Source organism: Janibacter sp. HTCC2649 (assembly GCF_000152705.1).
GTDB lineage: Bacteria > Actinomycetota > Actinomycetes > Actinomycetales > Dermatophilaceae > Knoellia.
Genome location: NZ_CH672413.1, coordinates 2,140,619 through 2,154,836, shown reverse-complemented (window position 1 = coordinate 2,154,836; position 14,218 = coordinate 2,140,619). Strand labels below are relative to the sequence as shown.

13 protein-coding genes and 1 tRNA gene are annotated in these 14,218 nt (G+C 67.2%); 5 read left to right on the top strand and 9 right to left on the bottom strand.

The window, feature by feature from the left end; all coding sequences use genetic code 11:
- Window positions 1–14: 14 nt before the first annotated feature.
- Both JNB_RS10310 and JNB_RS10305 read right to left on the bottom strand, forming a co-directional pair.
- On the bottom strand, window positions 15–1,610 hold the full coding sequence (locus JNB_RS10310) for a GMC family oxidoreductase (protein WP_009776398.1): 1,596 nt from the start codon (window positions 1,608–1,610) through the stop codon (window positions 15–17).
- Window positions 1,611–1,632: 22 nt separating this feature from the next.
- Entirely contained in the window at window positions 1,633–3,111 is a 1,479-nt protein-coding gene (locus tag JNB_RS10305; protein WP_009776397.1) for an aldehyde dehydrogenase family protein, read from the bottom strand.
- Between the two features lie 185 nt (window positions 3,112–3,296).
- On the opposite strand from JNB_RS10305, the gene JNB_RS10300 reads away from it, so the two are divergent.
- From JNB_RS10300 to JNB_RS10280, 5 genes are all read left to right on the top strand, one after another.
- Complete coding sequence (locus JNB_RS10300; RefSeq protein ID WP_040883689.1) at window positions 3,297–3,746, top strand: SRPBCC family protein; 450 nt, start codon at window positions 3,297–3,299, stop codon at window positions 3,744–3,746.
- A gap of 459 nt (window positions 3,747–4,205) precedes the next feature.
- Complete coding sequence (locus JNB_RS10295; RefSeq protein WP_009776393.1) at window positions 4,206–5,381, top strand: thiolase family protein; 1,176 nt, start codon at window positions 4,206–4,208, stop codon at window positions 5,379–5,381.
- Window positions 5,378–6,178 (top strand): crotonase/enoyl-CoA hydratase family protein, encoded by an 801-nt coding sequence (locus JNB_RS10290; protein ID WP_009776392.1) that lies wholly within the window; start codon window positions 5,378–5,380, stop codon window positions 6,176–6,178. Before JNB_RS10295 ends, JNB_RS10290 begins: the two co-directional genes overlap by 4 nt.
- Window positions 6,175–7,317, top strand: coding sequence for an acyl-CoA dehydrogenase family protein (locus tag JNB_RS10285; protein ID WP_009776391.1), 1,143 nt, complete (start codon window positions 6,175–6,177; stop codon window positions 7,315–7,317). The genes JNB_RS10290 and JNB_RS10285 overlap by 4 nt, the downstream gene beginning before the upstream one ends.
- Window positions 7,314–8,411 (top strand): acyl-CoA dehydrogenase family protein, encoded by a 1,098-nt coding sequence (locus JNB_RS10280; RefSeq protein WP_009776390.1) that lies wholly within the window; start codon window positions 7,314–7,316, stop codon window positions 8,409–8,411. The genes JNB_RS10285 and JNB_RS10280 overlap by 4 nt, the downstream gene beginning before the upstream one ends.
- On the opposite strand, the gene JNB_RS10275 is transcribed toward JNB_RS10280, so the two are convergent.
- From JNB_RS10275 to JNB_RS10245, 7 genes are all read right to left on the bottom strand, one after another.
- On the bottom strand, window positions 8,374–8,988 hold the full coding sequence (locus tag JNB_RS10275) for a cysteine hydrolase (RefSeq protein ID WP_009776389.1): 615 nt from the start codon (window positions 8,986–8,988) through the stop codon (window positions 8,374–8,376). The genes JNB_RS10280 and JNB_RS10275 overlap by 38 nt on opposite strands.
- Entirely contained in the window at window positions 8,985–10,556 is a 1,572-nt protein-coding gene (locus JNB_RS10270) for an acyl-CoA synthetase (protein WP_237700643.1), read from the bottom strand. The genes JNB_RS10275 and JNB_RS10270 overlap by 4 nt, the downstream gene beginning before the upstream one ends.
- 17 nt (window positions 10,557–10,573) lie before the next feature.
- Window positions 10,574–11,482 (bottom strand): TIGR03619 family F420-dependent LLM class oxidoreductase, encoded by a 909-nt coding sequence (locus JNB_RS10265; RefSeq protein WP_009776387.1) that lies wholly within the window; start codon window positions 11,480–11,482, stop codon window positions 10,574–10,576.
- Window positions 11,483–11,644: 162 nt separating this feature from the next.
- A complete protein-coding gene (locus JNB_RS10260; RefSeq protein WP_009776386.1) occupies window positions 11,645–12,226 on the bottom strand; it encodes a nuclear transport factor 2 family protein in 582 nt (193 codons plus the stop codon).
- Window positions 12,227–12,611: 385 nt separating this feature from the next.
- Window positions 12,612–12,701: transfer RNA gene (locus JNB_RS10255), tRNA-Ser, on the bottom strand.
- A 71-nt stretch (window positions 12,702–12,772) separates the two neighbouring features.
- On the bottom strand, window positions 12,773–13,426 hold the full coding sequence (locus JNB_RS10250) for a DUF305 domain-containing protein (protein WP_009776385.1): 654 nt from the start codon (window positions 13,424–13,426) through the stop codon (window positions 12,773–12,775).
- Window positions 13,423–14,160, bottom strand: coding sequence for a DUF3105 domain-containing protein (locus JNB_RS10245; RefSeq protein WP_237700642.1), 738 nt, complete (start codon window positions 14,158–14,160; stop codon window positions 13,423–13,425). The genes JNB_RS10250 and JNB_RS10245 overlap by 4 nt, the downstream gene beginning before the upstream one ends.
- Window positions 14,161–14,218: the final 58 nt, after the last annotated feature.

Here is a 14,218-nt window from a genome sequence, read left to right as displayed (position 1 = left end):
GGAGCCCGGGGGAGTCAGGCCGAGGCGAGGATCCTGCGGGCCGCGAGCACACCCATCGCCATGAGCGGCGCGTTGAGGTTTCCGGCGACCATGGTCGGCAGGACCGAGGCGTCCATAATGCGCAGCCGCTCGACACCGCGCACACGCAGGTCGGCGTCGACCACGGCGTCGTCGTCGGGTCCCATGGCGCACGCACCAGCGGCGTGGAAGCTCGTCCCGCCACTGATCAGAGCGTGGTCGATGATCCCCTGAGGATCCTGGAGCGCCTCGCCCGGTTGCGTCTCGCCCACCACGAGTTCTGCGAGGGGGGATTGGGCGACGATGTCGCGCATCCGACGGAACATGGCGATGGTGACGTCGCGGTCGTGCTGGGTGCGCAGATAGCCCGGGTCGACCCTGAGCGGGGCGTCGGGGTCACGGTCGGTGATGTGGCTGGAACCCAGGCTCGTCGGCCGCAAGGGGTAGCCGAGGATTGACAGTGCTGGCCGGGTCTCGAGGCTGATGTCGAGGGGGCGTGCGCCCATGGCGAACGGGGTGAGCAGGAGCTGCGCGTCCGGTCGTTCGGCTTCCGCCGAGCTCCGGAGGAAGGCGAGGAGGTCGTATGCCGGTGTGCCGATGGGCCCCTTTCCGGTCACCGCGTACCTCAGCGCAGATCGGGCCTGCCCCCACGGCGAGCTGAGCAGAGGGTTGTAGCCGATGCGGGAGGCGAGCCTGACCTGGAGAGGGACGTAGCGGTGCTCCCGGACGTTCTCGCCGACACGTTCCCGCTGCAGCCGCACATCCACGCCGGCAGCCCGAAGGACGTCCGCGCCACCGATGCCACTGAGCTCGAGGAGCCGGGGTGTCTCGAGGTTGCCCAGACAGAGGATGACCTCCTTGGCGGCGTGCGCCTCGACGACGGAGCCCCCGACGATCGCCTTCACCCCGATCACCGCGTCGCCGCGGAAGAGCAACTGCGTCACCTGTGACTTGGTGGCGACGGTGAGGTTCGGACGGGTCATCGCCGGACGGAGGAACGCGCGGGCAGCGCTCTGCCTCCGACCACCGTGGATGGTGGCGGGGGAGTAGCCGACGCGCTCGTCGTCCGATCCGTTGAGGTCATCGACGCGCAGCAGTCCGATCGCCTCGGAGGCGCCGATCATGGCCTCACTGACCTGCTCCCCGGAGGTGGGAATGGTGACCTTGAGGGGGCCGCCCACACCACGGACCGGTGAGGGTCCGAGCTCGTGGTCCTCGATCTCCCGGTACGCGCCGACGATGTCATCCCATCCCCAGCCGGGGTTGCCTTGCGTGACGAGCTCGTCCCAGTCGGGCGCCCATCCGCGGTTGTAGACCATCCCGTTGATGGCGCTGGAGCCGCCGAGCACACGCCCTCGCGACCAGATCTCCGTCTGCCCGAGAGGTCCGTAGGGCACCGTCTCGTAGGTGTAGGACCACTTGGGGTTGTGGATCGTGAAGGCGAAGCCCTTGGGGATGTGGAAGACGGGATTGCGATCCGAGCCTCCGGCCTCGATGAGCAGCACCCGGCACGACGGGTCCTCGCTCAGGCGGTTGGCGAGCACGCATCCGGCGGAGCCGGCGCCGACGACGATGTAGTCGTGGATGGTCATCGAGACGCTCCTGGTCCGGGGGTCATTCGTGGATGTCGTCGGTGAAGCCGACCGACTTGGTCTCGAGGTACTGGTCCAAGCCCTCGAGACCGCTCTGGCGCCCCACGCCAGAACTGCCACGCCCGCCATAGGGAGCATCCGCGCCATAGAACAGGCCGCCGTTGACCATGACGCTCCCGACCCGCAATCGGCGAGCCACGGACAGTGCGCGAGCGCCGTCCCCCGAGAACACGCCCGCGGACAGACCATAGGGGTTGTCGTTGGCCAGGCGCACCGCGTCGTCCTCGTCGTCGAAGGGGACGACCACGAGGACTGGTCCGAAGATCTCCTCGCGGGCGACGGTGGCGCGGTTGTCCACGTCGGCCAGCACCGTGGCCTCGACGTAGTAGCCACGGTCCATGCCCTTGGGCCGTCCGCCTCCGACCGTGACCCGAGCTCCCTCCCTCCGACCCGTCTCGATCAGACCCAGCACGCGGTCACGTTGCAGGGCACTGATCAGCGGCCCTCCCATGTTGGTGGGATCCGTGGGATCACCGATGCCGATCTGTCGGAACGACTCGGTGGCCAGTTCCACGGCTTCGGCATAGCGCGATCGGGGAACGAGCAGGCGAGTCTGCAGCGCACAGCCCTGACCGGAGTGCATGCACATCAGGGATGAACCGGGCACGACCGACTCGAGGTCGGCGTCGTCGAGGACGATCATGGCCGACTTGCCACCGAGCTCGAGCAGGAGGCGCTTCATCCGTGGCGCAGCCAGTCCGGCGATGCGTCGACCAACCGCCGTTGACCCGGTGAAGGAGATCATGTCGACGCGGTCGTCGAGGACCAGCTGCTCGCCGACGGCACTCCGAGACGACGTGAGCACGTTGAGGACTCCCGCGGGAATGTCGGTCTCCTCAGCCACGATCCGGCCGAGACGGGTGGCGTTCCACGGGGTGTCGGGTGCAGCCTTGACGACGACCGTGTTTCCGGCGGCCAAGGCCGATCCCACCTTCCCGAGGGTGACCTCGAGAGGGAAGTTCCACGGGCTGATGGCGGCAACGACACCGACCGGCTCCTTCCAGAGCACGCGGTGGCTGTCCATGCCGAAGGCCTCACTGTCGGGCAGCTCGCGCTCCCACCCGCCGTCGGGGATCTGCTCGGCCGGCCAGCGGATCGCGTCATCGAGCGGCCAGTCGACCTGCGCGGCATACGTGATCGAGATGGGAGCCCCGACCTCGGCGACGATCTCGGAGCGGATCTCCTCACGCTCGCGGTTGAGGGCCTCGTGGAGCTGGAGCAGGCAGTGTCGTCGGAAGGCGTGGTCGGTCGCCCAGCGGCCCTCGTCGAAGCTGCGACGCGCTGACGCGATGGCACGCTCGACGTCCGCACTCCCGGCATCGGCCACGTCGCCCAGAACGTGCTCGGTGGCGGGGTTGACATTGTCATAGGTCGCCCCGCTCGCTGCCGGAGTGAGCTGCCCGTCGATCAGCAGCCGCGACTCTCCCGTCACTGCATCCATACTGACTCCGATTCTTCGCCGATCACGAGAATTTGACGCTAGCATCAATTGTGTCGACAGCCAGATCGGATGGCGCAGATTGATTGAGACGTAAGGCTGTTCAACTGAACCCCTGGGTCTCGTCGGCGTTGTAGCCGATATAACATGACGGTTTCGCCAGGAATCCGTTCGAGATGAGGAAGCCCGTGACCACAGTTCAACGCACCGCCGAGATCGCCGCCACCCCGGCCGCCCTCATCGACATCATGTTGAACGTCGCCGACCACCACACGTGGCAGCGCGAGATCGAGCGGATCGATCTGCTCGAGACGGACGCTGGTGGCCGCCCGGCACTGGCCAAGGTGCACGTGTCCGCAATGGGCCAAAAGGCGAGCTATACGGTGCGCTACGCCTACACCTCCCCTACGTCCTTCGAATATCACCTCGTTGAGGGCGACCTCATGACGAGCAGTGACTTCACCTTCTCGGCCGATCCCGTGGGTGTGGACTCAAGTCGGGTGACGGTCAGTCAGGCACTCACGGTGAGTTGGCCGCTGCCCGGCTTCATGGTCGATCAGCTCACCCTCAAGGGGGTCAAAGACATGCTCAAGGCGTTGGCGGCGCGAGCGGAAGCTGCGGCAACGAGCAGCTCCTGACGCGGGCATCGAACGCCCTGATGCTGCTCAGTCGATCCGGGAATGGAGGACGGTGGCGCTCGCGGCGATCGACTCGTGTCGGTTGGCCGGGTGTCTCAGGGCTTGGTCGAGGAGTCAGGCACGTTCGAACATCGCCCTGAGGATGAGGCCCAGGCCGGACTGGCTCACCGAGGTCTCGCGACGCACGGCGGATCGCCCTTGGGCCGAGCACGCTGGACCCACCGACACGAGAGGACCTGGCGGCAGCAGAGGACGACGTCAGACTGGCGCCCTTCAAGCGCGTGCCAGTCCTGCACCTGGTCGATGGCCTTCCCCGCAGCCCGATGGGCAAGCTGGTGAAGCCGGCGATCCTTGAGCTCATCAGTGGCGGCGCCGTTCCTTGACGTCCACTCTCTGCCGATCTAGGCTGAGTTGACGAAATCGTCAACTTCTTGTCTCGCCACACAGTCAGGTACCCCCATGACCGACATCGTCGTCCTCAGCGCCGTCCGCACGCCCATCGGCGTCGCCTTCAAGGGAAGCCTGCGTGACGTGCCCGCCGAGGACCTCGCGCGGCTCATCGTCACCGAGGCCATCGACCGGGCCAAGGTCGACAGCCAGGACGTCGACGACATCGTCCTCGCCGAGTCGATGTACGGAGGCGGCGACCTCGCCCGGCACGCTGCTGTCGCAGCTGGCCTCACCGCCGTCCCCGGCCAAGCGGTCAACCGGCACTGCGCCGCGAGCCTGACCGCGGTGGCCAACGCGGCCGGAAGCATCGCGGCCGGAATGGACACGGTCGTGGTGGCGGGAGGCGTGATGTCATCCTCCCTGATGCCTCAGCTCACGTGGCGCACTCCCGGCACGGACGAGACCCACGCGGGCATGCCACCCACCTTCCCGTATGCCGAGGGTGTCACCGACGATGTCACCCTCACCACTGGTTGGGCCCCGGCTCAGGAGGTCGGACTCTCCCGCGAGGACGTCGACGCCTGGGCGTTCCGGTCCCACCAGCGCGCGATCGCGGCGATCGATGCCGGCACTTTTGACGACGAGATCGTCGCTGTGCCCATCACCGGCGTCGATGGGATGAAGGGGAGCTTCGCCGTCGATGAGATGCCGCGCCGCACCACGTCCTTGGAGCGTCTGGCAAGTCTCGCGCCCTTGCACCCCGAGATCGAGGGTTTCAGTGTGACGGCTGGCAACGCCAGCGGCGTCAACGACGCTGCTGCCGCCCTCGTCCTGGCCGACGCGGCGTATGCCGCGAGCCACGGCTTGGAGCCCCTCGCCCGGATCCGGGCGTGGGCGTCAATCGGAGTGTCCCCGGCGCGGACCGGAATGGGCGCCGTCGAGGTCATCCCCAAGGTGCTGCAGCGATCCGGGCTGCAGGTGCAGGACGTCGACCTGTGGGAGATCAACGAGGCGTTCGCCTCCGTCCCCCTCGCTGCCAGCCGCGTGCACGGCCTCGACGAGGACAAGGTCAACGTCCACGGCAGCGGCTGCAGCCTCGGGCACCCCGTCGCGGCCACCGGCGCCCGGATGCTCACCACCCTCATTCACGAACTGCGCCGCAGAGGGGGAGGCATCGGAGTCGCTGCAATGTGTGCCGGTGGCGGGCAGGGCGGGGCCGTCGTCATCGAGGTTCCCACGTCATGAACGAGCCCGTCCTCGTCGAACGCGAGGGCTTCGTCGAGACCTGGACCCTGAACCGACCGGAGCAACGCAACCCGGTTTCCGACGGTGACACCATCGAGGCGATCGTCAGCCACGCCGCCCGCGTCGACCACGACCCGGGCGTCCGCGCGGTGATCCTCACCGGCGCCGGAAGCGCCTTCTCGGCGGGCGCCAACCTCAACCAGGTGCGCAGTGACGAGGTTCCCTTCGGAGGACCACTCAGCCGCGCACGCAACGGCTACCGACACGGCATACAGCAAATCCCCCTGGCCCTGCACGGGTGCGAAGTGCCCCTCATCGCCGCGGTCAACGGTCCCGCAATCGGCGCCGGCTTCGACCTGGCACTCCTCTGCGACCTCCGCATCGCGTCGCACTCTGCGACCTTCGCCGAGAGCTTCGTGCGGGTGGGACTGATCCCCGGTGATGGTGGCGCGTGGCTCCTGCCCCGTGCGATCGGGGCGGCCCGCGCAGCCCAGCTGACCCTCACCGGTGCGTCGATTGACGCCGTCACCGCGCTGGACTGGGGGCTGGTGTCCGAGGTGGTTCCCGGCGAGCAGCTCCTCGAGCGAGCCCACGCGCTCGCCGACCTCATCGCCGCGAACCCACCCGCCACCGTGCGCATGGCCAAACGGCTCCTGCGCGAACAGGACCACCAGAGCCTCGCCTCGAATCTCGAGCTGGCTGCCGCCCTGCAGCCGCTGGCGCAGCGTTCCCTGGACCACACGGAAGCCGTGGAGGCGATGCTTGCGAAGCGCAGTCCCAGGTTCATCGGCGAATGACCGTGAACCATCTCGTGCCCGCAGGGGTCCCCGAGACTCCCGCCCTCACTGAACTTCGCCACGAGGTCCGCGCCTTCCTCAACTCCCGCATCGCAGACGGTTCCCTCACCCCAAGAGTCGACGCCTGGATCACGGGCTGGGACCCGGACTTCTCCCGGGAGCTGGCCGCGCGCGGCTGGGTCGGGATGACCGTCCCGGCTGCCTACGGGGGACACGGCAGGACCTTCGTGGAGCGATTCGTGGTGACCGAGGAGCTCTTGGCTGCCGGTGCGCCGGTCGCCGCCCACTGGGTGGCCGACCGCCAAGCCGCGCCCAGCCTTCTCCGCTTCGGCACCGAGGAGCAGAAGCAGCACTACCTGCCACGCATCGCAGCGGGGGAGTGCTTCTTTGCGATCGGGATGTCCGAGCCCGACTCCGGGTCGGACCTGGCCAGCGTCCGCACCCGCGCCCGTCGCGTCGACGGTGGCTGGTCTGTCACCGGCACCAAGGTCTGGACCTCCGGCGCGCACGCGGCAGAGGCGTTCTTCGTCCTCGCCCGAACCAGCCCTCTGGACACGAGTGCGCGTCACGCCGGCCTGAGCCAGCTCATCGTCGAATTGCGCTCGGACGGAGTGCAGGTGCGACCGATCGTCTCGATGACCGGGCAGCATCACTTCAACGAAGTCCACCTCGATGACGTTTTCGTCCCCGATGCCCGTGTTCTGGGAGACGTGGGCGCAGGGTGGCACCAGGTCACGTCGGAGCTCGCCTATGAGCGCAGTGGGCCCGAGCGCTTCTTGTCCACCTTCCCGCTCTTTCGCGCCCAGGTGAGAAGGGCTGCCGCGCAACCCGAAGGAACTCCGGCCGACCCTGCGATCGGCCGCGCACTCGCCCGGCTCCGCGGCCTGCACCACATGTCGATGGCCGTCAACGCCGCTGTCGAACGGGGTGACCGCGCGGACACTGCAGCCGCTGTCGTCAAGGTGCTCGGCACCTCGTTTGAGGGTGACCTCGTCGAGGCCGCCCAGCTCGGCGGAGGGCTGCCGGACAGTGACCCCCTGCTCGCCGCGGGCCTGCTCCAGCGGCCGGGCTTCACACTTCGCGGTGGCACCAGTGAGATCCTGCGCGGTGTCATCGCCCGAGGAATGGGACTGCGATGAGCACGCCACAACAGGCCGACCCCGAGTTCGTCGCTCTTGTCACCGAGGTGCTGCGCAAGCACCGCCCCGATCCCACTCGGGAGTCGGGAGTCCTCGATCGTGACTTCTGGACACTGCTCGAGGGCCTCGGACTGAGCCGGCTGACCGGCGGCGAGGCCTCGGGCGGGTCAGGTGCGAACTGGTACGACGCGGCTTTCCTCCATGAGCAGGTGGCCGCCCACGGACTCCAACTGCCGCTCGCCGAGCACGACCTTCTCGCCTGCTGGTTGCTCGAGGAGCTGGGGCTCGATCTCCCCGGTGGTCTCACGACGCTCGGCCACGTGGGTGCCGATGGCGCAGCTCACGCCGTGCCCTGGGCCGCTGTTGCCGACCAGATTCTTCTCCTTCGAGGGCAGGGCCAGGGACCTCGCCACCTCCAGGTGGTGACACCAGGTGAGGTGTCTCTCGACCCGGGCCGCAACCTCGCCGGTGAAACCCGGGACACGATCTCGGGACTCGACACCCTCAACTCGCGCCGATTCGAGGTCGGCACGGATCTGGTCGAAGCGCTGAGGCATCGGGCGTCCCTGATCCGCGCCATCCAGGTGTGCGGGGCGCTTGATGCCGCGGTCTCCGCCACAGTTGACTTTGCGAGTGAACGCGTCCAGTTCGGGCGGTCCCTGGCCCAGTTCCAGGCGGTGCAGCACCGGCTCGCGGATGCCGCAGCCGAGGCCGCCCTGGCGCGCGCGGCTACCCGGGCCGCACTTGACGAAGCGGTCGCGACCCAGTTCACCGGTGGTGGTCTGACGGTGTCGATCGCTGCTGCTCGATCCTGCGCCGGCCACGCCAGCTCGGTCGTCGTGCGCGCAGCCCACCAACTGCATGGGGCCATCGGAACGACTCAGGAGCATGCATTGCACCTGCTCACTGTCCCCGCGATGGCTTGGGTCAATGAGTACGGCACGGTCGGCGAGTTCGACACGGTGCTCACCCGCGCCGCGCTGTCCGCCGAGGCCGCGGCAACGAACTCACCAACCGACCTGACATCCGCCGCCGCGGGTGGCGTCTGGTCGCTGATCAGCGACCAGACTGCCAGTGCTCCCTCAGGTCACTGACCGTCGTCAGGGCCGCCAGCATTCCGAGGGTATGGCGCAGCGCCTGCTCGGCGTAGTCCGTCGGGGTGCCCGCGACGGCATCGCGGGGAACGACGACGTGGAAGCCCTCTTCGGTCGCCTCGCCGGCGACCAGCGGCAGGGCCAGGTTGACCGAGACCCCGGTGAGGATGATCGTGTCGACACCCTTGCCACGCAGGACAGGGAGGAGTTCGGTGCCCTTGGCCGGGTTGAGGCCATGGTGCCGAGGGAGCACGAGATCACCCTCACCGAGCAGCGCGGCGAGGACCCGGGTTCCCGGGTGATCGTCGTCCCAGACATCGGTGACCGGCGCGAGAGCCCGCCACAGCGGCGCGGTGCCCATGGCCGTCCCACCCAGCGGTCCGGCATACGTCGCATGAATGACCGGGACGCCAGCAGTACGTGCGAAGGTGAGCAGCTCACTCAGGGGCCCAACGAGAGACTCGGCCGGGCCGGCGAGGTCCGGCAGTACCGAGGTCGTGCCGAGCACGCCCTCCTGGCACTCGACGACGACGACGGCTGTCCGGGTGGGCTCTCCCAGTCGGGGCCTGGGGCTCATGTCTGGACCTTCTTTGCTGCTCGGGGGACGGTGAGGGCTCGGGCGGGGGAGTAGTCGGCGATGAGTTTCCGACGAAGGACCTTGCCGCTGGGGAGCCGCGGGAAGTCATCGACGAACTCGATCGTGCGCGGAAGCTTGAAGCCCGCGATCCGACTCGATGCCTCTTGCGCGAGGTCGGCCGCGAGTTCGGCACCCGGCGTGACGCCATCTGCCACCTGGACGATGGCGTGGACGCGCTGGCCCATCTCGTCGTCGGGAACACCGATGACGGCGATGTCCTGGACAGCGGGGTGTAGGGCGAGAGCGTCCTCGATCTCACGCGGATAGATGTTGACGCCCCCGCTGATGATGAGGTCGGTTCGGCGGTCCGCGAGATAGAGGTAGCCCTCGTCATCGAGCCAGCCGAGGTCGCCGAGCGTGCTCCACCCGCGTGCGTCGTGCGCCGACGCTGTCTTGTCGGGGTCCTGGTGGTATTCGAAGTCGGGTCCGTCGAACCAGAGTTGGCCGATTTCCCCGGAGGGCAACTCGTGTCCATGCGCGTCGCACACGTGGGCAGTGCCGATGACGGCCTTGCCCACGGATCCCCTGTGCTCCAACCATTCGGGGCTGGTGATGACGAAAAAGCAGTTGGACTCACTGCCCGCGTAGTACTCGACGATCTTGGGCCCCAGCCAGTCGATCATCGCTTCCTTGACCGTGATGGGGCAGGGAGCGGCAGCGTGAATCGCCACCATGAGCGAGGAGACGTCGTACGCCTGTCGAACCTCGTCGGGGAGCTTGAGCATCCGGACGAACATGGTCGGCACGAACTGCGCATGAGTGACCCCCAGATCCTGGATGACCCGCAGGGTGAGCTCGGGATCGAACCGACTCATGAACACGGCTGTTGCACCGTTGCGGATGGTGCCCATCGACCAACCGACGGGCGCCGCGTGGTAGAGCGGCCCGGTGTTGAGGTAGGTCGCCGCGTGGGAGAAGCCGAACGTCGGCAACTGATGGTCGAGCGTCAGGCCCGTGCCGAACGGCACATCTGCCATCGCCGGCAGAATCCCCTTGGGCCGCCCGGTCGTGCCCGAACTGTAGAACATGTAGTAGCCCTCGGACTGGTTCTCGACTGGGGTCGTGGGGAGGACTGCCACCGCCGACTCGAGGGAGTCGACTCCATCGACCTCGCCGCCGACGACATATCGCTGTTCGAGGTGCGTGGCGGTCGCAGCTGCATGTGCAGCGATGTCCTCGAGGTCGACCGAGGAGACGAGAACCTTGGCCTCGCAGTTGTCGACGATGTATGCCGCCTCGTCCCGGGTGAGGTGCCAGTTGACTGGCGTGTAGTAGAGGCCCGTTCGCTGGGCTGCCCAATAGATGGGGAAGGCGTCGAGGCGGTTCTCCATGAGGATGGCTACGTGATCGCCGCGCCTGAGTCCCAGGTTGCGGAAAAGGTGGGCAACGCGGTTCGAGCTCTCCTCCAGCTCCCGATAGCTCAGGGATTCACCCGTGTCCGCGAGGACGTAGGCGGGCTTGTCACCGAGGTCATCGGCAAGGACGGTGAGGTCCATCGGTAGCGGCATGGGGGCTCCTTGGGTGGTCAGGTCAGGCCGACGAGGGCTGCGTAGTTCTGGAGGGACTCCACGGCCGCGTCGGTGCCGCGAGGGGAGGGCCGAACCAGGAACTGGTCCACCCCGGCCTCTGAAAGCTGGCCGAGGTGGTCGTGGTGCTCCTCGACCGAACCCCCGGTGCTGGGAAATTCGAGGTGTGGTGTCGCCGCGTTGAAGATGATGGGCCCGGGGTTGCCGTTGTCCTCGGCGAGTCGACGGACCTCGGAGATTCCTTTGGCCAGGTCAGCGATCGAGGTGAGGGCGCGGGTGCGCGTCGAGGCAGCGACCTCTTCCGACAGCAGCATGGGAGACCAGCCGTTGAGGCGTGCGGCGCGCCGCCGACTCAGGCCGCTGTTGCCGCCGACGATGATCGGCGGACCGCCCGGAGTGAGTGGTCCGGGGACTGCGGCAACCCCTCGGGCGGTGACGTTGTCGCCCTCGTGGTCGTACGGACTCGTCGACCAGACACCGCGCATCACCTCGACGCCTTCCTCGAAGAGGGCGTTGCGCTCTTCCATGTCCACTCCCAGAGCGAGGAACTCCGATGCGAGGTAGCCGCTACCGACCCCGACAACAAGACGGCCGCCGGAGAGTCGGTCGAGGGTGGCAAGACCTTTCGCGGCAAGGAAGGGGTTGCGATAGGGGACCACGAGCAGGTGGGTCATGATCTGCAGTCGCGTGGTCAGTGCTGCCACATAGGCCAGCGCCGTCATCGGATCGAAGGTCTCGTGCCCCCCGTGCGTGAGCCACTTCAGGGAGGGGGCAGGGTGCTCGGGGAGTGCGACTGCGGAGTATCCGAGCCCTTCGGCGGCGCGGACCACCGTCGCCAGCCCGTCCGCACTCGCAAGGGATCCACCGTCGGCCGTGCTGTCGACCACGTACTCGAAGGCAAACTTCACCTGACCTCCTTGTCGGTGCCGCAAATCACTCAATCAGTGAGCGATATGTACTTTATGACACTTCCGTCAAAAAGTCGATCAAGGCTCACGGTCGCGGGCTCGGCCCGATGCCTGACGCCACAACTCAGTCGCAGGCCACGCAAGGTCCTGGCATCGTCCGGATCAGAACGCGCGGGATCCAAAATCGATGTCGCGCAGACTCGTGAAGGGCGCGAAGCCTTCCTTCTCGTACCACGAGGGACGAGCCACGTGGCCATCGTCGGGTCGAGCCCAGTCCACCCACGGACCCCAGTCCTTGCGAGAGAGCTTCTGCTCCAAACTCTGCGGAAATCGTGACTCCGCCTCGGCGTATCGCTGGGCAAAGGCTTTCATCTCACCCATGACCCAGATGTCCTCCTCGTAGCTCCACTTGCCGTCGCCGGCGTAGTCGATGACCTGGAACGACGGAAAGTCGATCGGCGGACCGCCCGGCTCCGGGTTGTCCGCTCGATTGAGTGCCTCGTAGACCACACGGTTGCCGTCGATGGCATACCACTTGAGGACGGTATAGACGCAGGGCGAGCCGCCCATGGTGCCTTCGAGGTAGGGCGCGATCTCGTCTGGCCCGGTGAACGACCCGTAGAAGTGGTCGAAATAGGTTGCGTCCTCCGTGAAGAGGTTGGCCCAGCCCACCCAGTCCTCCATCACAGGACCGACCATGTAGTAGTGCCTGAACTGCTCTTCCATCTCCGCGCGTGAGTACATGACACTTACGTTAGATGTAGCAGTCCGATACCTCAAGAGTCGAAGCAATCGTGCTCAGAAGTGATCAAGTAAGGGGGTGGCAGTATCGTCAACTTTCCCGTTAGGGCCCGGCTCTATCGTGGCGCCGTCGGCCAACTGTTGAGCAGGCCGGTGGGTCGACAGGGAGCACGCTTTGGGAGCGTGTTCCTCGCGTCAGCTGTGGTCGAAACGGACGCGCCTGGACGATGACGAACGCTGGCGAACAGCTGATCAGCGGCGGTGGCGGTGGGAGCCGCGCGGATCGCGTCTGCTCCTGCGTCGCATCCCCGAGTCCGCGCTCCCGGCATCCCCTCGCCACGCGCCAACAGGAAAAGCCCCGGTCGCAAGCTCCCGGGGCAATTCCAGTTGGCGGTGGCGGTGGGATTTGAACCCACGGAGGGCTTTCACCCTCACACGCTTTCGAGGCGTGCTCCTTAGGCCGCTCGGACACACCACCGCGAAGCAGAATACGCAACGACGCGGCGGGAGCGAAATCGGGCCCGGCCAGGCGGTGAGTCGAGCAGAGCGTCAGGGCTTGCCGGCGAGCATCTGCTCCATGACCGCGATCTCGGACGTCTGGGCCGACTTCATCGCGCCCGCCAACGTCACGACCTCGGTGCGCTTCGAGCGCGCGAGAACGGCATCGGCCATCTCGATGCCGCCGCGGTGATGCTCGATCATGAGCGACAGGAAGATCCGGTCGGCATCGACTCCACGCGCAGCGGTGAGGTTGGCGATGTCGGTCGCCGACGCCATTCCGGGCATGGCCACGGACTCGGCCGCGCCAGCCGTGGCGCCGTGGTGCTCAGAGCCCATCCACGCCATCGCCGGCTCCGAGCCCGTGGGGGACAGCCCCCACACCTCGAGCCAACCGGACATGCGACCGGCCTGGCCCTGCTGGCTGGTCATGATGTCGTTGGCCAGGGTGCGCACCGCGGGGTCCTCGGTGCGCTCGGCGATGAGCAGTGACATCTGGACTGCCTGCCCGTGGTGGGTCTGCATGTCGCGGGAGAACCCAGCCTCGGCCGAGTTGTCCAACGGGAAGCCACCGCGACCAAACACTGCCCACCCGAGGACGAGCCCGGCCAGCAGGCACATCACGCCGAGGAGCACCGACAGACCGACGACCTCACCCCGTGAACGGGACGAGGTCGTCGGGTCCTGCAAGGAAGCGTCGGTCACGACTTCGACGGCGAGGGAGTGGCCGACGGCGAGACAGAGGTGGACGGCGTGGCCGAAGGCGAGGCGCTCGGCGAGACCGGGGTCTGCGGCGTGGCGTTCTCGTCGGTGCCGTCAGTGCCACCGGTGCAGAGCGCGTTGGGCTCCGGCGTCTGCGGACCCTGGCGGTACTCCTTGATGAAGGCCTCGAGCCGGTTGTCGTTCACACCAGTGAGGGCGAGCTGCTTGCCCCACGCCGAGATCACGACGGGCGAGGTCAGGCCCTCGTAGGGCGACAGGACGGCATACGTGTCAGGAGTGATCTCCTTGAGCTTCGCAATGTCCGCCGCCGACAGGTCCGGCTTGTAGGTGATCCACACGGCGCCGTGCTCCATCGAGTGGACGGCGTTCTCCTTGGGCACTGGCGTTGTGTAGACACCACAGTTGAGCCACACGGGGTTGTGCTCTCCACCCACGGGCGGGGACTCCTTGTAGGTGACCTGGTCCTTGGTGTGCGCGCCCGCGTCGTACTTGTAGGACTTCACGGCCGACAGGTTCGGCTTGTTCGCGTTGCTGTGGATGACCGCGAAGGTCACCGCGCCGACGATGATCGCGATGGTCACGGCGGCCGCACCCCAGATCGCGATGAGCCGACGACGGTCCTTCGCCTGCTGTTCCTTGCGCATCTGCGAAACGCGGTCGGAGGCGTTGCGCTGGTTGGCGCGCACCTTCTTGCTGCCACTGCCGGACGGGGCCACGAGACACTCCTGAAGATCGATCGATGTCGACAGATTGTGACTCATGCACCTGTATGCC